Origin of the sequence: Paractinoplanes deccanensis (assembly GCF_016862115.1) — a bacterium.
GTDB lineage: Bacteria > Actinomycetota > Actinomycetes > Mycobacteriales > Micromonosporaceae > Actinoplanes > Actinoplanes deccanensis.
This window is the reverse complement of the sequence record NZ_BOMI01000216.1, coordinates 1-15,516: the sequence shown is the minus strand read 5'-3', so window position 1 is coordinate 15,516 and position 15,516 is coordinate 1. Positions and strand designations below refer to the sequence as shown.

At 71.2% G+C, this 15,516-nt stretch carries 16 protein-coding genes; 14 read left to right on the top strand and 2 right to left on the bottom strand.

Annotated features, from left to right (window positions below):
• The 3 genes from Ade02nite_RS48330 to Ade02nite_RS48320 form a co-directional block, all read left to right on the top strand.
• On the top strand, nucleotides 1-226 hold a 226-nt coding region (locus Ade02nite_RS48330), incomplete at its 5' end, for a hypothetical protein (RefSeq protein WP_203778202.1).
• Between the two features lie 123 nt (nucleotides 227-349).
• Nucleotides 350-1,528 carry a chorismate synthase gene (gene aroC, locus Ade02nite_RS48325; RefSeq protein ID WP_203778201.1) on the top strand — a complete coding sequence of 393 codons (1,179 nt, stop codon included), beginning with the start codon at nucleotides 350-352 and terminating at the stop codon, nucleotides 1,526-1,528.
• A complete protein-coding gene (locus Ade02nite_RS48320; protein WP_203778200.1) occupies nucleotides 1,528-2,046 on the top strand; it encodes a shikimate kinase in 519 nt (172 codons plus the stop codon). Before aroC ends, Ade02nite_RS48320 begins: the two co-directional genes overlap by 1 nt.
• A 24-nt stretch (nucleotides 2,047-2,070) precedes the next feature.
• On the opposite strand, the gene Ade02nite_RS48315 is transcribed toward Ade02nite_RS48320, so the two are convergent.
• Nucleotides 2,071-2,763, bottom strand: a complete 693-nt coding sequence (locus Ade02nite_RS48315) for a Clp protease N-terminal domain-containing protein (protein ID WP_203778199.1) — start codon at nucleotides 2,761-2,763, stop codon at nucleotides 2,071-2,073.
• A 109-nt stretch (nucleotides 2,764-2,872) separates the two neighbouring features.
• Here Ade02nite_RS48315 and aroB point away from each other — a divergent pair, with 109 nt between their 5' ends.
• From aroB to Ade02nite_RS48290, 5 genes are all read left to right on the top strand, one after another.
• Nucleotides 2,873-3,919 (top strand): 3-dehydroquinate synthase, encoded by a 1,047-nt coding sequence (gene aroB / locus Ade02nite_RS48310; protein ID WP_239169625.1) that lies wholly within the window; start codon nucleotides 2,873-2,875, stop codon nucleotides 3,917-3,919.
• A complete protein-coding gene (aroQ, locus tag Ade02nite_RS48305; RefSeq protein ID WP_203778197.1) occupies nucleotides 3,916-4,344 on the top strand; it encodes a type II 3-dehydroquinate dehydratase in 429 nt (142 codons plus the stop codon). Before aroB ends, aroQ begins: the two co-directional genes overlap by 4 nt.
• Before the next feature lie 67 nt (nucleotides 4,345-4,411).
• Entirely contained in the window at nucleotides 4,412-4,969 is a 558-nt protein-coding gene (gene efp / locus Ade02nite_RS48300; protein WP_203778196.1) for an elongation factor P, read from the top strand.
• Nucleotides 4,970-4,971: 2 nt separating this feature from the next.
• Nucleotides 4,972-5,409, top strand: coding sequence for a transcription antitermination factor NusB (gene nusB, locus Ade02nite_RS48295; protein ID WP_203778195.1), 438 nt, complete (start codon nucleotides 4,972-4,974; stop codon nucleotides 5,407-5,409).
• A 176-nt stretch (nucleotides 5,410-5,585) separates the two neighbouring features.
• Complete coding sequence (locus Ade02nite_RS48290) at nucleotides 5,586-6,080, top strand: GNAT family N-acetyltransferase (RefSeq protein ID WP_203778194.1); 495 nt, start codon at nucleotides 5,586-5,588, stop codon at nucleotides 6,078-6,080.
• A 282-nt stretch (nucleotides 6,081-6,362) separates the two neighbouring features.
• Here Ade02nite_RS48290 and bldD read toward each other — a convergent pair whose 3' ends face one another.
• On the bottom strand, nucleotides 6,363-6,851 hold the full coding sequence (gene bldD / locus Ade02nite_RS48285) for a transcriptional regulator BldD (RefSeq protein WP_020517563.1): 489 nt from the start codon (nucleotides 6,849-6,851) through the stop codon (nucleotides 6,363-6,365).
• A gap of 320 nt (nucleotides 6,852-7,171) precedes the next feature.
• On the opposite strand from bldD, the gene pyrR reads away from it, so the two are divergent.
• From pyrR to Ade02nite_RS48255, 6 genes are read left to right on the top strand one after another with little or no spacing between them, the layout of a single operon-like run.
• Nucleotides 7,172-7,732: a bifunctional pyr operon transcriptional regulator/uracil phosphoribosyltransferase PyrR gene (pyrR, locus tag Ade02nite_RS48280; protein WP_203778193.1), complete on the top strand. Its 561-nt coding sequence runs from the start codon at nucleotides 7,172-7,174 to the stop codon at nucleotides 7,730-7,732.
• A complete protein-coding gene (locus tag Ade02nite_RS48275; protein ID WP_203778192.1) occupies nucleotides 7,729-8,652 on the top strand; it encodes an aspartate carbamoyltransferase catalytic subunit in 924 nt (307 codons plus the stop codon). The genes pyrR and Ade02nite_RS48275 overlap by 4 nt, the downstream gene beginning before the upstream one ends.
• A complete protein-coding gene (locus Ade02nite_RS48270; protein ID WP_203778191.1) occupies nucleotides 8,649-9,914 on the top strand; it encodes a dihydroorotase in 1,266 nt (421 codons plus the stop codon). Before Ade02nite_RS48275 ends, Ade02nite_RS48270 begins: the two co-directional genes overlap by 4 nt.
• Nucleotides 9,911-11,017: a glutamine-hydrolyzing carbamoyl-phosphate synthase small subunit gene (carA, locus tag Ade02nite_RS48265; RefSeq protein ID WP_203778190.1), complete on the top strand. Its 1,107-nt coding sequence runs from the start codon at nucleotides 9,911-9,913 to the stop codon at nucleotides 11,015-11,017. Before Ade02nite_RS48270 ends, carA begins: the two co-directional genes overlap by 4 nt.
• A 5-nt stretch (nucleotides 11,018-11,022) precedes the next feature.
• The gene (gene carB / locus Ade02nite_RS48260; protein WP_203778189.1) at nucleotides 11,023-14,361 is read left to right on the top strand and encodes a carbamoyl-phosphate synthase large subunit; all 3,339 of its coding nucleotides are present in this window, start codon (nucleotides 11,023-11,025) and stop codon (nucleotides 14,359-14,361) included.
• Nucleotides 14,358-15,377 (top strand): quinone-dependent dihydroorotate dehydrogenase, encoded by a 1,020-nt coding sequence (locus Ade02nite_RS48255; protein WP_203778188.1) that lies wholly within the window; start codon nucleotides 14,358-14,360, stop codon nucleotides 15,375-15,377. Before carB ends, Ade02nite_RS48255 begins: the two co-directional genes overlap by 4 nt.
• Nucleotides 15,378-15,516 lie beyond the last annotated feature (139 nt).

Below are 15,516 nucleotides of genomic sequence, written 5' to 3'. Positions count from 1 at the left end.
CACGACCAACGAGCGGCGGCGGCGGGGCGCGGCCAACGAGCGGCGATGGCGGGGCACGACCGACCAGCGGCGGCGGCGGGGCACGGCCAACGAGCGGCGATGGCGGGGCACGACCGACCAGCGGCGGCGGGGCACGACCAACCAGCGGCGGCGGGGCACGACCAACCAGCGGCGGCGGTGGGGCACGGCCAACCGGCGACGGTGGGGCGCGCCCAACGAGGGGTGACGGCGAGGCGCGACCGCTAGGGACGACGGTGACGGGCGGCGGCGGAGCGCCGTGGGTGTCCGGCTGGCGGGATGGTGGTGGGTGAGCGGCGGTCCGTGCGCGGCGCGTGTCAGACTGTGAGCCGTGTTGCGCTGGCTTACCGCAGGTGAATCGCACGGACCGGCGCTCGTTGCGCTCCTTGAGGGTGTTCCCGCTGGGGTGGAAGTGACGAGTGCGGAGATCGGTCGCGATCTCGCGCGCCGCCGTCTTGGCTATGGCCGGGGGGCGCGGATGCAGTTCGAGCAGGACGAGATCGAGGTCATCGGCGGGATTCGCCATGGGCTGACGCTGGGGAGCCCGGTGGCGATCCGGGTGGGCAACTCCGAGTGGCCCAAGTGGCAGACGGTCATGGCGGCCGACCCGGTTGATCCGGAGGAGCTGGCGACGCAGGCTCGCAACGCGCCTCTGACGCGGCCGCGGCCCGGGCATGCCGATCTTGCCGGGATGCAGAAGTACGGGCACACCGATGCTCGGCCCATTCTCGAGCGGGCCAGTGCTCGTGAGACCGCCGCGCGGGTGGCCGTCGGGGTGGTCGCCAAGGCTTTGATCAAGCAGGCGCTCGGCATCGAGATCGTCTCGCATGTCATCGAGCTCGGGTCGGTGGCCGCCAAGGTGGGGCTCGTGCCGACGCCCGAGGACGCCGACCGCATCGACGCCGACCCGTTGCGCTGCCTCGACCCCGAGGCGAGCGCGCGCATGGTCGCCGAGGTCGACGCGGCCAAGAAGGACGCCGACACGCTGGGTGGCATCGTCGAGGTTCTGGCGTACGGTGTGCCGCCCGGCCTCGGCACCCACGTGCAGTGGGACCGCAAGCTCGACGCCCGGCTGGCCGCCGCGCTCATGTCGATCCAGTCCGTGAAGGGCGTCGAGATCGGCGACGGGTTCACGCAGGCTCGTTCGCGCGGGTCCGTCGCGCACGACGAGATCATCCCGACGGCGGACGGGGTTCGCCGGGTCACCGACCGGGCCGGTGGGCTCGAGGGTGGCATCACCAACGGCGAGCCGCTGCGGGTGCGGGCCGCGCTCAAGCCGATCTCGTCGCTCAACCGGGCGCTGCAGACGGTCGACGTGACCACGGGCGAGCCCGCGACCGCGATCAACCAGCGGTCGGACGTCTGTGCCGTGCCCGCCGGTGGCGTGGTGGCCGAGGCGATGGTGGCGTTGACGCTGGCCGAGGCCGCCGTCGAGAAGTTCGGCGGTGACTCGGTCGCCGAGATCCGCCGCAACCTGGCCGGCTACCGGGAAAGCCTGGTCATCCGCTGATGGCGCCGCGGGCCGTCTTCGTCGGGGCGCCGGGCGCCGGCAAGTCCACGATCGGCGCCGCGGTGGCCGAGCTGCTCGACGTGCCGTTCGCCGACGCGGACACGATCATCGAGGAGCGCGCGGGCAAGCCGATCCCGGAGATCTTCATCGATGACGGCGAGGAGGCTTTCCGCGCGCTCGAACGCGACGTGATCGCCTCGGCCCTCTCCGGCTTCGACGGGGTGCTGGCGCTGGGCGGCGGCGCGATCCTGCACGACGGCACCCGTAAGCTGCTCACCGAGCACACCGTTGTCTACCTGTCGGTGGAGCTCAGCGACGCGGTCAAGCGGGTCGGCCTGGGCGCGGGCCGGCCGCTGCTCAACCTGAACCCGCGGGCGACGCTCAAGTTCCTTCTCGATCAAAGGCGCCCGCTGTACGCCGAGGTGGCGACCCACACGGTGGCGACCGACGGCCGGGAGCCGGCCGAGATCGCGGCCGAGGTCGCCCGGCTGCTCGGCGATCCGGCGACCGCACCCTGACGGTCGCCGGCAGGCCGATCGTCTTCAGTCGACGCGGCTCTCCAGGCGCTCGATGCGCTCGATGAGGGGAGCGATCTCCGCCCGGACGGCCGCGAGCAGGTCCGGCACCTTGGCCGGGGCGACGTTCGCGCGCAGGTGGGCGTAGCCGGCGAGGGCGGCGCTGACGGCGCGGCGGGTGGCCCGGGCGTCGGCGCCCCGCGCGCGCAGGGTCTCGCCGGCCGCGCCGTCGGGCTCGGCGGTCAGGGCGATGAGCAGGTGCTCGCAGCCGACGTAGTTGTGGCCCAGGCCGATCGCCTCGCCGACGGCGAGCTCCAGGGTGATCGCGGCGGGCCGGCTGAAGCGCCGGCCGGTGGCGTCGCTGGTGGGCTCGGCCGCCTCGGGCGCGGTGAGGGTGGACGGGGGGATGTCCATCGCGGCGAGGATTTGCAGGGCCAGGTTGTCGCCCTCGGCGAGGATGCCGTGCAGCAGGTCGCCGGTGGTCACCGGGTCGCCGCGCCGGGCGGCCAGCGACAGCACGGTGACCAGGCGGGCGGTGAAGCTGGGCAGGCGCTCGGCGAGGGCGGCGGGGTCGAGGTCGGTGGCGGTGGCGTCGCGGATGGCGGCGACGCGCTGCACGGCCTGCTCCAGGGCGCGCTGGCAGATCGCCGAGACGGGGATGCCGCTTTCCCGTACGGAGTCGGCCAGGTCGTCGGGGAGGTACACGTTGATTTTCGGCATGCCTCAGGTATAACCCGTGTGGGGGTAGAAAGATATAACCCCATTCCGGGTGGTGGAACGGCTGCCATGGGGTGCGTTGCCGCCGGAGCCCGCGACTAGGGTTTGCGCCGTGGTGACACGTATTCAGGTGGCCGGTGACCGTCCGTACGACGTCCTGGTGGGTCGCGGCCTGTCCGCGGAGCTGCCCTCGCTGATCGAGGGGGCCGCGCGGGCCGCGGTGCTCTTCTCGGCGCCGCTGCGCGAGCGGGCGGAGCGGGTGGCCGCGGCGGCCGGGGTGAAGGCGCTGCTCGTCGAGGTGCCCGACGCCGAGCGGGGCAAGACGGTCGAGGTGGCGGCGCGGTGCTGGGACGAGCTCGGCGCGCACAACTTCACCCGTACCGACGTGGTGATCGGCGTCGGCGGGGGAGCGGTCACCGACCTCGCCGGCTTCGTCGCGGCGAGCTGGCTGCGCGGGGTGCGGTGGGTGCCGTGCTCGACCTCGCTGCTCGGCATGGTCGACGCGGCGGTGGGCGGCAAGACCGGCGTGAACATCGCCGCCGGCAAGAACCTGGTGGGCGCCTTCCATCCGCCCGCGGGGGTGCTCTGCGACCTCGACGCGCTGGAGACCCTGCCCGCCGACGACCTCGTGGCCGGGCTCGCCGAGGTGATCAAGTGCGGGTTCATCGCCGATCCGGTCATCCTCGACCTGGTCGAGGGCGGCGAGATCGACGGGCCGGTGCTGCGCGAGCTGGTCGAGCGGGCGATCCGCGTCAAGGCCGAGGTCGTCGGCGTCGACCTCAAGGAGTCGGGGTTGCGCGAGATCCTCAACTACGGGCACACGCTGGGTCACGCGATCGAGAAGCGTGAGCGGTACGGCTGGAAGCACGGTCACGCGGTGGCGGTCGGGCTGATCTTCGCCGCCGAGCTCGCGCGGCTGGCCGGCCGGCTGGACGACGAGACCGCCCGCCGGCACCGGGCCGTGCTCGACAGGGTGGGGCTGCCGACGTCGTACGAGGCGGGCGCGTGGCCCGAGTTGCTGAGCGCCATGCGCGTCGACAAGAAGGCGCGGGCGGCGACGCTGCGTTTCGTGGTGCTCGACGGCCTGGCCAAGCCGGGCATCCTGACCGGGCCCGACGAGAGCCTGCTCGAGCGGGCGTACGCGGAGGTGGCGCGATGATCTACGTACTCAACGGGCCGAACCTCGGGCGGCTGGGCACCCGGGAGCCGTCGGTCTACGGCCACACCACCTACGCCGATCTCGAGAAGCTCTGCCTGGAGACGGCCGAGCGGCTGGGCGTGCGGGCCGAGGTGCGCCAGACCGACGCCGAGTTCGAGATGATCAAGTGGCTGCACCAGGCCGCGGACGAGGGCGCGGACGTGGTGCTCAACCCGGCGGCCTGGTCGCACTACAACATCGCGATCCGGGACGCCGCCGCCCAACTGCGCGGACGGCTCATCGAGGTGCACATCTCGAATATTCACACACGCGAGGAATTCCGCCATCATTCGGTCATTTCGGCCGTTGCCGCCGGAGTGATCGCGGGCCTCGGAGTCGATGGCTACCGGCTCGCCCTGGAGCACCTGGCCCGATTCGCCGGTTAGGCGTTCGCGCCGGTAAACTCGGTCGGTCACCGACAGATTTCAAGGCAGACAGGGCTCTAGAGAAAACATGGCTACCACGAACGACCTGAAGAACGGCCTGGTGCTCAACCTCGACGGCGACCTCTGGTCCGTCGTGGAGTTCCAGCACGTGAAGCCGGGTAAGGGTGGGGCGTTCGTGCGCACCACGCTCAAGAACGTGCTGTCCGGCAAGGTCGTCGACAAGACCTTCAACGCGGGCACCAAGGTCGAGACCGCCACGGTCGACAAGCGCACGATGCAGTACCTCTACCAGGACGGCGAGGACTTCGTCTTCATGGACCTGGACACCTTCGACCAGATCACCGTGCCCGGCGGCACCGTGGGCGAGGCGTCCAACTACCTGCTGCCCGAGGCCGAGGCGACCGTCGCGCTGCACGAGGGCGTCCCGCTCTACATCGAGCTGCCGACCAGCGTCTTCCTCGAGGTCACCTACACCGAGCCGGGCCTGCAGGGCGACCGCTCGACGGGCGGCACCAAGCCGGCGACCGTCGAGACCGGCGCGACCGTGAACGTCCCGCTCTTCATCACCACCGGCGAGAAGATCAAGGTCGACACCCGCGACGGCCGTTACCTCGGTCGTTCCTGATCATGGCGGAAGCCCCTCGCTCGACGCAGACGCCGGCGCGCCGCAAGGCCCGCAAGCGGGCCCTCGACGTGCTGTACGAGGCCGATCTGCGTGACCTGCCGCCGCGACAGGTGCTCGCGACGTACCTGGAGCGCATCGCCAAGCCGCACCCGCAACACCTCGACTACGCCGTCGGCCTGGTCGAGGGCGTCGCGTCCCACCTCGACCGCATCGACGAGCTGATCGCCAGCTACGCCGAGGGCTGGACCCTCGAGCGCATGCCGGTCGTCGACCGCAACCTGGCCCGGATCGCCGTCTACGAGCTGCTCTACGTGCCCGAGATCGACGACCCGGTCGCCATCACCGAGGCCGTCGAGCTGGCCAAGGAGATGTCCACCGACGACAGTCCGCGCTTCCTCAACGGCATCCTCGGCCGCATCGCGGAGTTCGCGACTCGCTGACGCCCGTCACAAAAGCCCCGAGCTCCCCGGAGCCCGGGGCTTTTCGCATGCCCTCACGCACGATCAAAACGGCCGACATCACGGCTCGTGGTCATCACGGCCCGATGTGCCCCGGTTCGGCACCCGTGAGCGAGCGCGGGAGCAAAATCGCTGGACGGGGATGCGAGGGTGACTCCATGGCGCTCTCCATCCGTTCGCTGAACGACTCGGACATCTCGGCCGTGGTGGAGTTCTCGGTGCGCGCGTGGGCGCCGGTCTTCGCCTCGTTCGAGCAGGTGCTCGGCGCGCGGGTGTTCCACCGGCTCTACCCCGACTGGGAGAAGGCGCAGGCCGAGGCCGTCGCGCAGACCTGCCGGGACCTCGCCGCCACCACCTGGGTGGCCGAGGATCAGGGGCGTCCTGTCGGATTTGTGGCTGTCGTTCACCATGACGCGTCCCACTCGGAGCCCGATTCGGCCGAGATCGAGATGATCGCTGTCGACCCCGGCGAGCAGCGGCGCGGCATCGCGAGCGCGCTGATCGAGCGCGCCCTGCGGCACATGCGGGAGGCGGGCATCGACCTGGCCAGCGTCTCCACCGGGGGCGACCCCGGGCACGGGCCGGCGCGGGCGGCCTACGAGAAGGCGGGGTTCACGGGGCTGCCGTTGGTGCGCTACTACCAGGTCTTGTGAGCAGTGGCGCGAAAGGCGCGCTATGGCCTGGGGCGGCAGGGGGCCGCGCCGAGCCGCGGGGGCCGGGGCCCTGCGGTTGGGTGCCCGTGCGGGCGTACCCCCTGGATGCGAAAAAGCCCGTGCCGGACGCACGGGCCTTTTGGCGTGTGGGGCTCGGGGAGCCGAGGCGGGGGAAGGGGGTGGTGCGGCCGGCGGGGAGACCGGCCTGGTGCGCTTTTCACCTGCTGAAATACGGGCCCTCTGCGGAAGGCGGAACGTTTCAGTTGGCGAAAGGCGGTGGTGTCAGCTGGCGAAGAACGCCCGCGGGTCGGCCACGAGGACACCCTGCTCGGTGAGGCGCTCGATGAGGCCCGAGGGGGAGATGTCGTAGACGATGGCGAGGGCGCGCAGGTCGTCGGCGCGGATGGAGAGCACGCGGCCGTTGTAGTCGCCGCGCTGCTGCTGGATGGCCCGGGCGTACCGGGCGACGTAGGCGAGGTCCTCGCCGGTGGTGTCGTAGAGCTTCTCGAGGTCCAGCACGATCTTGTTGGTGGCCTCGAGGCGGACCCCGCTGCCGTCGGGCAGCAGCTCCGAGACGGGAACGCGGTAGAAGTCCGCGAGTTCGGCGAGACGCGAGACGGTGACCGCGCGGTCGCCGCGCTCGTACGATCCCACCACGACGGCCTTCCAGCGGCCGTTCGACTTCTCCTCCACGCCCTGCAGGGAGAGACCCTGCTGCTGGCGGATGGAACGCAGGCGGGCGCCCAACGACTTGGCGTACTCAGACGGCATTCGGAACACTCCCACTGTGCATGCCGCGGAGGGTTCTTCCTCCGCGATCGCTACGCAGCGTGACGGTACGGAGTTTGCGACTTCCGGTCAAGTGTTGGTTACCGATGAGTCGCGTGGCCCACGGGGGACTTGCCGCCATTTTGCCGGAAAGTCCAGCGTCCGCCGGATCGCCGGGGTCGGGCACGTCACCATGGTCAACGCCGCGTCCACTGGTAACGTAGCGTCAGCCATTGTGGCGACCTCGTCCGGGGTGACTTGTCGGGGTTGTCACACAACTTCCTTTAACGACCCGTCCCGTGAGGCGGGGAAGGAGGTCCGCCGTGGCACAGCCACGTGCCGACACGACCACCAAGATCATCTTGAGCGCGTCCGACCTGCACCGGGTCGTCGACCGGGTCGCTCATCAGATCCTGGAGAAGACGTCCGGCGCCACCGCCACCGTCCTGCTCGGGATTCCCACTCGCGGGGTGCCGCTCGCGCAGCGGCTGGCCGCCCGCATTCACGCGTTCGAGGGCATCGACGTGCCCGTCGGCTCGCTCGACATCACCCTCTACCGCGACGACCTGCGGCTGCACGCCACCCGCGCGCTCGGCAAGACCGAGCTGCCCGGCGGGGGCATCGACGGCCGGCGGGTCATCCTCGTCGACGACGTGCTGTTCAGCGGCCGCACGGTGCGCGCCGCGCTGGACGCCCTCAACGACGTCGGCCGGCCCAGCTCGGTGCAGCTCGCCGTGCTGGTCGACCGGGGGCACCGGCAGCTGCCGATCCGCGCCGACTACGTCGGCAAGAACATTCCGACTTCTCTGTCCGAGAGCGTCCGGGTCTCACTCTCCGAGACGGACGGCCTCGACGAGGTACGACTGACGGGGAGCGACAAGTGATCAAGCATCTCCGTTCGGCCGCCGATCTGGACGCGGCCACCGCCACCCTGATCCTGGACACCGCCGGCGAGATGGCCGCCCTGGCCGGCCGCGAGGTCAAGAAGCTGCCGACGCTGCGGGGCCGCACGGTGGTGAACCTCTTCTACGAGGACTCGACGCGCACGCGGATCTCGTTCGAGGCGGCCGCGAAGCGCCTCTCCGCGGACGTCATCAACTTCTCGGCCAAGGGCTCCAGCGTGTCGAAGGGCGAGAGCCTCAAGGACACCGCGCTGACGCTGCAGGCCATGGGCGCCGACGCGGTGGTGATCCGCCACCCGGCCTCGGGCGCGCCGCACCGGCTCGCGCAGTGGGTCGACGGGTCCGTGGTCAATGCCGGCGACGGTACGCACGAGCACCCGACCCAGGCGCTGCTCGACGCGTACACGATGCGCTCGCGGCTCGGCCGCATCGACGGGCTCAAGGTCGCCATCGTGGGTGACGTGCTTCACAGTCGCGTCGCGCGATCGAACGTCCTGCTGCTCACGACCCTCGGCGCCGAAGTGACCTTGGTCGGCCCGCCCACCCTCATCCCGGTGGACATCGCGGCGGCGCTGTCGAAGACGACGAAAGTGTCGTACGACCTCGATAGCGTCCTCCCCGAGATGGACGTCGTGATGATGCTTCGCGTGCAGACCGAGCGCATGCAGGACTCGTACTTCCCCTCCGCGCGGGAGTACAGCCGCCGCTACGGTCTCGACGGCCCGCGCATGCGGCGGCTGCCGGAGCACGCGATCGTCATGCACCCCGGCCCGATGAACCGGGGCATGGAGATCACCCCCGAGGTGGCCGACTCGTCCCGCTCCACCATCGTCGAACAGGTCGCCAACGGGGTCAGCGCCCGCATGGCGGTTCTCTATCTGCTGCTTGGGGGCAAGGCGTGAGCTCGTACCTGCTGCGCGGGGTTTCCGTTCTGGGGGCCGCGCCGACCGACCTGGCGCTTGTCGACGGCCACATCTCGGGCACCGCGGACTCGTCCGCCGAGGTGATCGACGCTTCGGGGCTCGTCGCGCTGCCCGGCCTGGTCGACCTGCACACCCACCTGCGCGAGCCCGGCCGCGAGGACGCCGAGACCGTCGAGACCGGCTCCCGCGCCGCCGCGCTCGGTGGCTACACGGCGGTCTGCGCGATGGCCAACACGTCGCCGGTCGCCGACACCGCGGGCGTGGTCGAGCAGGTCTGGCGCCTGGGCCGCGAGGCCGGCATGGTCGACGTGCAGCCGATCGGCGCCGTCACCGTCGGGCTCGCCGGCAAGCAGCTCGCCGAGCTGGGCGCGATGGCCACCTCGGCGGCGCATGTGCGGATCTTCTCGGACGACGGCTTCTGCGTCGCCGACCCGCGCCTCATGCGCCGCGCCCTCGAATACGTGAAGGCGTTCGACGGCATCATCGCGCAGCACGCCGAGGAGCCGCGCCTCACCGAGGGCGCGCAGATGCACGAGGGCGAGGTCAGCACCCGCCTCGGCCTCACCGGCTGGCCGGCCGTCGCCGAGGAGGCGATCATCGCCCGCGACGTGCTCCTCGCCGAGCACGTCGGCAGCCGCCTGCACGTCTGCCACGTCTCGACGGCCGGGTCCGTCGAGGTGCTGCGCCAGGCCAAGGCCCGGGGCGTGCGGGTGACCGCCGAGGTCACGCCGCACCACCTGCTGCTCACCGACGAGCTCGCGGCCTCCTACAACCCGGTCTACAAGGTCAACCCCCCGCTGCGTACGGCGTCCGACGTGCACGCGCTGCGCGAGGCGCTCGTCGAGGGCGTCATCGACGTGGTGGCGACCGACCACGCGCCGCACGCGGTGGAGGACAAGGAGTGCGAGTGGGCGTACGCCCGGCCCGGCATGGTGGGGCTCGAGACGGCGCTGCCGGTCGTGCTCTCCGTGCTGGGCGAGCGGTGGGACCTCATCGCCGACCGCATGTCCCGGACTCCCGCGCGCATCGCGGGTCTCACCGGCCACGGCACCGACCTGAGCGTCGGCAGCCCGGCCAACCTCACGCTGGTGGACCCGTCCGCCCGCCGGGTCGTCGACCCGGCCGAGCTGGCGAGCCGCAGCCGCAACACACCGTACGCGGGCACCACCCTGCCGGGTCGCATCGTGGCGACGTTCCTCCGGGGAGTTCCTACGGTCCTCGATGGGAAGGCTGTTAAGTGACAAAAGCAATTCTGGTCCTGGAAGACGGGCGCAGTTTCACCGGCGAGGCCTACGGCGCGGTCGGGGAGACGTTCGGCGAGGCCGTCTTCACCACGGCCATGACGGGCTATCAGGAGACGCTGACCGACCCCTCGTACCACAAGCAGGTCGTGGTGCAGACCGCGCCGCAGATCGGCAACACCGGGGTCAACGAGGAGGACGACGAGTCCTCGAAGATCTGGGTGGCCGGCTATGTCGTGCGCGACCCGGCCCGGCGGCCCTCCAACTGGCGCTCCACCGGCGACCTCGGCGAGCGGCTCGCCGCCGAGGGCATCGTCGGGATCAGCGGGGTCGACACCCGCGCTCTGACCCGCCACCTGCGCTCCCGTGGAGCCATGCGGGTCGGCGTCTCGTCGGTCGACCTCGATCCGGCGTCGCTTCTCGACCGAGTCCGTTCCGCGCCGGAAATGGTCGGTGCTTCCCTTTCCGCCGAGGTGTCCACCCCGTCGCGCTACACGGTTTCCGCGGTCGGGGAGCACCGCTACACCGTCGCGGGGCTCGACCTGGGCATCAAGCGCAACGTCACGCGGCGGCTCGCCGAACGCGGTGTCACCACGCACGTCTTTCCGGCCTCGTCCTCCATCGAGGACCTGCTCGCGGTCAGCCCCGACGCGGTGTTCTTCTCGCCCGGCCCGGGTGACCCGGCCACGGCGGACGGCCCCGTGGCCCTGGCTCGCGAGGTGATGCGCCGTGAGAAGCCGCTGTTCGGCATCTGCTTCGGCAGTCAGATTCTCGGCCGCGCGCTCGGCTTCGGCACCTACAAGCTCGGCTACGGCCACCGCGGCATCAACCAGCCGGTGCTCGACAAGACGACCGGCAAGGTCGAGGTGACCAGCCACAACCACGGCTTCGCCGTCGACGCCCCGCTCAACAAGGTCATCGACACCGACTTCGGCGCCGTCGAGGTGTCACACGTCTGCCTCAACGACAACGTGGTCGAGGGCCTGCGGGGCATCGAGGTCCCCGCGTTCACCGTTCAGTACCACCCCGAGGCTGCGGCAGGTCCCCACGATGCGGACTACCTGTTCGATCGCTTCGTCGAGTTGGTCGAGAAGAAGGGCTGACTCTTATGCCGAAGCGTGAAGATCTCAAGCACGTGATGGTGATCGGCTCCGGCCCGATCGTCATCGGCCAGGCCTGCGAGTTCGACTACTCCGGCACCCAGGCGTGCCGGGTGCTGCGGGCCGAGGGCATCCGCGTCTCGCTGGTCAACTCCAACCCGGCCACGATCATGACCGACCCGGAGTACGCCGACGCCACGTACGTCGAGCCGATCACTCCCGAGTTCGTCGAGCTGGTCATCGCCAAGGAGCGCCCCGACGCGATCCTGCCCACCCTCGGCGGCCAGACCGCGCTCAACACCGCGATCGCCCTGCACGAGAGCGGCGTCCTGGAGAAGTACGGCGTCGAGCTGATCGGCGCCGACGTCGACGCGATCCGCCGCGGCGAGGACCGCCAGCTGTTCAAGGAGATCGTGGCGAAGGCCGGCGGCGACACCCCGCGCTCGCGGGTCTGCCACTCGATGGACGAGGTCAAGGAGACCGTCGCCGAGCTCGGCCTGCCGGTCGTCATCCGCCCCTCGTTCACCATGGGCGGTCTCGGCTCCGGCATGGCGCACACCGACGAGGACCTGGAGCGCATCGCCGGCGCCGGCCTCGCGGCCTCCCCGGTGCACGAGGTGCTCATCGAGGAGAGCGTGCTCGGCTGGAAGGAGTACGAGCTTGAGCTGATGCGCGACAAGCACGACAACGTGGTGGTCGTCTGCTCGATCGAGAACCTCGACCCGATGGGCGTGCACACCGGCGACTCGGTCACCGTCGCGCCCGCGATGACGCTGACCGACCGCGAGTACCAGAAGCTGCGCGACCTCGGCATCGCCGTGCTGCGCGAGGTCGGCGTCGACACCGGCGGCTGCAACATCCAGTTCGCGATCAACCCGCGGGACGGCCGTCTCGTCGTGATCGAGATGAACCCGCGGGTCTCGCGCTCGTCGGCGCTCGCCTCCAAGGCGACCGGCTTCCCGATCGCGAAGATCGCGGCGAAGCTCGCCATCGGCTACACGCTCGACGAGATCCCGAACGACATCACGCTCAAGACGCCGGCCGCCTTCGAGCCCGCGCTCGACTACGTGGTGGTGAAGATCCCGCGGTTCGCGTTCGAGAAGTTCCCCGGCGCCGACCCCGAGCTGACCACCACGATGAAGTCGGTCGGCGAGGCCATGTCGCTGGGCCGCAACTTCGCCGAGGCGCTGAACAAGGCGATGCGGTCGATGGAGACGTCGGCGGCGGGCTTCTGGACCAAACCCGATCCCACCTCCGCCGACCTCGCGTCCGTGCTGAGCGAATTGCGCGTCCCGCACGACGGCCGTCTCTACACCGTGGAGCGCGCGCTGCGGCTCGGCGCGACGGTCGAGCAGGTGCACGAGGCCAGCGGCGGCATCGACCCGTGGTTCCTCGACGAGATCAAGGCGCTGGTCGACCTGCGCCAGGAGATCATCGACGCTCCGGTGCTCGACGGCGAGCTGCTGCGCCGCGCCAAGCGCTCCGGCGTCTCGGACAAGCAGCTCGCGGCCCTGCGGCCCGAGCTGGCCGGCGAGGACGGCGTCCGCACGCTGCGGCACCGGCTCGGCATCCGGCCGGTCTACAAGACCGTCGACACCTGCGCTGCCGAGTTCGAGGCGAACACGCCGTACCACTACTCCTCGTACGACGAGGAGACCGAGGTGGCGCCCTCCGACCGGCCCAAGGTGCTGATCCTCGGCTCCGGGCCCAACCGCATCGGCCAGGGCATCGAGTTCGACTACTCCTGCGTGCACGCGGTCATGGCGCTGCGCGGGGTCAACTTCGAGACTGTCATGGTCAACTGCAACCCCGAGACGGTCTCCACCGACTACGACACCGCCGACCGGCTCTACTTCGAGCCGCTCACCTTCGAGGACGTCCTCGAGGTCTTCCACGCCGAGGACAGCTCGGGCAAGGCCGCCGGCGGCCCCGGCGTGATCGGCGTGATCGTGCAGCTCGGCGGGCAGACCCCGCTCGGCCTCGCCAACCGGCTCGAGGCGGCGGGCGTGCCGATCGTCGGCACCTCGCCCAAGTCGATCGACCTGGCCGAGGACCGCGGCCTGTTCGGCGCGGTGCTGGCCAAGGCCGGCCTGCGCTCGCCCGACCACGGCACGGCCACCAGCTTCGAGGAGGCCAAGGAGATCGCCGACGCGATCGGCTACCCGGTGCTGGTCCGCCCGTCCTACGTGCTGGGCGGCCGCGGCATGGAGATCGTCTACGACGAGCCGACGCTGCGCGGCTACATCGAGCGGGCCACCGAGATCTCGCCGGACCACCCGGTGCTGGTCGACCGGTTCCTCGACGACGCCGTCGAGATCGACGTGGACGCGCTCTGCGACGCGAACGGCGAGGTCTACATCGGCGGCGTGATGGAGCACATCGAGGAGGCCGGCATCCACTCCGGCGACTCGTCCTGCTCGCTGCCGCCGATCACCCTCGCGGGCTCGCACCTGGCCGAGGTGCGCCGCTACACCGAGGCGATCGCCCGCGGTGTCGGGGTGCGCGGCCTGCTCAACGTGCAGTACGCGCTCAAGGACGACGTGCTCTACGTGCTCGAGGCCAACCCGCGCGCGTCGCGGACCGTGCCGTTCGTCTCCAAGGCGACAGCGGTGCCGCTGGCCAAGGCGGCCGCCCGGATCATGCTGGGCGCCACCATCGGCGAGCTGCGGGCCGAGGGCATCCTGCTGCCCGAGGGCGACGGCGGCACGGTGCCGGCGAACGCGCCGATCGCCATCAAGGAGGCGGTGCTGCCGTTCAAGCGGTTCCGCACCCCGGCCGGCAAGGGCGTCGACAGCCTGCTCGGTCCCGAGATGAAGTCGACCGGTGAGGTCATGGGCATCGACGCCGGCTTCGGCCAGGCGTTCGCCAAGTCGCAGGCCGCGGCGTACGGGTCGCTGCCGACCGCCGGCAAGATCTTCGTGTCGGTGGCGAACCGGGACAAGCGGGCGATGATCTTCCCGATCAAGCGGCTCGCCGACCTCGGCTTCACGATCGTCACGACGGCCGGCACGGGCGAGGTGCTGCGCCGCTACGGCATCGTCTGCGAGATCGTGCCGAAGCACTTCGAGAGCCCGGGCCAGAACGCGGTGTCGCTGATCCAGTCCGGCGAGATCGCGATGATCATCAACACCCCGCAGGGCTCCGGCGCGTCGGCCCGCTCCGACGGGTACGAGATCCGCAGCGCCGCGGTCACCGCGGACATCCCGAGCATCACCACGGTGCCGGGCGCGGCGGCCGCGGTCATGGGCATCGAGGCGCTGATGCGCGGCGACATGACCGTGCGCCCGCTCCAGGAGCTGCACGCCGCCCTGCGGGGCGTCGCCGTTCCCGCCGGCGGCGAGAAGTGACCTTGTTCGAGTCCACCGTCCGGCCGGTCCTGTTCCGGCTGGGCGGTGGCGACGCGGAGGCGGCGCACGAGTTCACGCTGCACCGCCTCGCCGGGCTCCCGGCGCCGGTCCGGGCGCTGATGCGGGCCCGGTACGCGACGAGCGCGCCGGTCGAGGCGTTCGGCGTCCGCTTCCCCAACGCGGTCGGGCTGGCCGCGGGGATGGACAAGAACGGCATCGCGCTTCCGGCGTGGCCGGCGCTCGGCTTCGGCTTCGTCGAGGTGGGCACGGTCACGGCGAAGGCGCAGCCCGGCAACGACAAGCCGCGCCTGTTCCGCCTCCGGGACAGTGAAGCGATCATCAACCGGATGGGCTTCAACAACGCGGGAGCGGCCGCGCTGGCGTCGCGGCTGGCCGCGCTCGGGCCGATCGGGGTGCCGCTCGGCGTCTCGCTGGGCAAGAGCAAGGTCACCCCGCTGGAGGAGGCGGTCGACGACTACCTGACGTCGCACCGGCTGCTCCACCCGTACGCGGACTACATCGCGGTCAACGTCTCGTCGCCGAACACGCCGGGCCTGCGCACGCTCCAGGACAAGTCGGCGATCGCCGACCTGCTGAGCGCGCTGGTCGGCCCCAAGCCGGTGCTCGTGAAGATCGCGCCCGACCTGACCGAGCCGGCGATCGCCGAGCTGCTCGAGGTCTGCCTCAGCCACGGCGCGGCCGGGGTGATCGCCACGAACACGACGCTCGCGCGCGACGGTCTCGCCGAGGGCGATCAGCCCCGCGCGGCGGAGGCCGGTGGGCTCTCGGGACGCCCGCTCACCGAGAAGGCCCGCAAGGTGGTCCACTTCGTCCACACCGAGACCGGCGGCCGCCTGCCGATCATCGGGGTGGGCGGGATCATGGAGGCCGGCGACGCCTCCCGCCTGCTCGACGCGGGCGCCACGCTGGTGCAGCTCTACAGCGGGTTCATCTACCGAGGGCCGGCCCTGGTGCGGGCGGCGGCCAGGGCGACCGCACCACCCGCGGCGCGATGACCGGGACCCCGTTCCCTCCGGCCGCGGACGGCGCCCCGTCCCCGGCCGGCGGAACGGGCGTCTCTTCCCCGGCGGGCGCAGTCCCCTCAGCGGCGGGCGCGGTCTCTTCCCCGGCGGGCGCAGTCCCCTCAGCGGCGGG

Excerpts from the sequence above, each read along its gene's own strand:
- nusB (WP_203778195.1), top strand. The coding sequence starts at position 4,972 with ATGGCGGAAGCCCCTCGCTCGACGCAGACGCCGGCGCGCCGCAAGGCC.
- carB (WP_203778189.1), top strand. The coding sequence starts at position 11,023 with ATGCCGAAGCGTGAAGATCTCAAGCACGTGATGGTGATCGGCTCCGGC.
- efp (WP_203778196.1), top strand. The coding sequence starts at position 4,412 with ATGGCTACCACGAACGACCTGAAGAACGGCCTGGTGCTCAACCTCGAC.
- Ade02nite_RS48320 (WP_203778200.1), top strand. The coding sequence starts at position 1,528 with ATGGCGCCGCGGGCCGTCTTCGTCGGGGCGCCGGGCGCCGGCAAGTCC.
- Ade02nite_RS48315 (WP_203778199.1), bottom strand. The coding sequence starts at position 2,763 with ATGCCGAAAATCAACGTGTACCTCCCCGACGACCTGGCCGACTCCGTA.
- bldD (WP_020517563.1), bottom strand. The coding sequence starts at position 6,851 with ATGCCGTCTGAGTACGCCAAGTCGTTGGGCGCCCGCCTGCGTTCCATC.
- aroQ (WP_203778197.1), top strand. The coding sequence starts at position 3,916 with ATGATCTACGTACTCAACGGGCCGAACCTCGGGCGGCTGGGCACCCGG.
- Ade02nite_RS48290 (WP_203778194.1), top strand. The coding sequence starts at position 5,586 with ATGGCGCTCTCCATCCGTTCGCTGAACGACTCGGACATCTCGGCCGTG.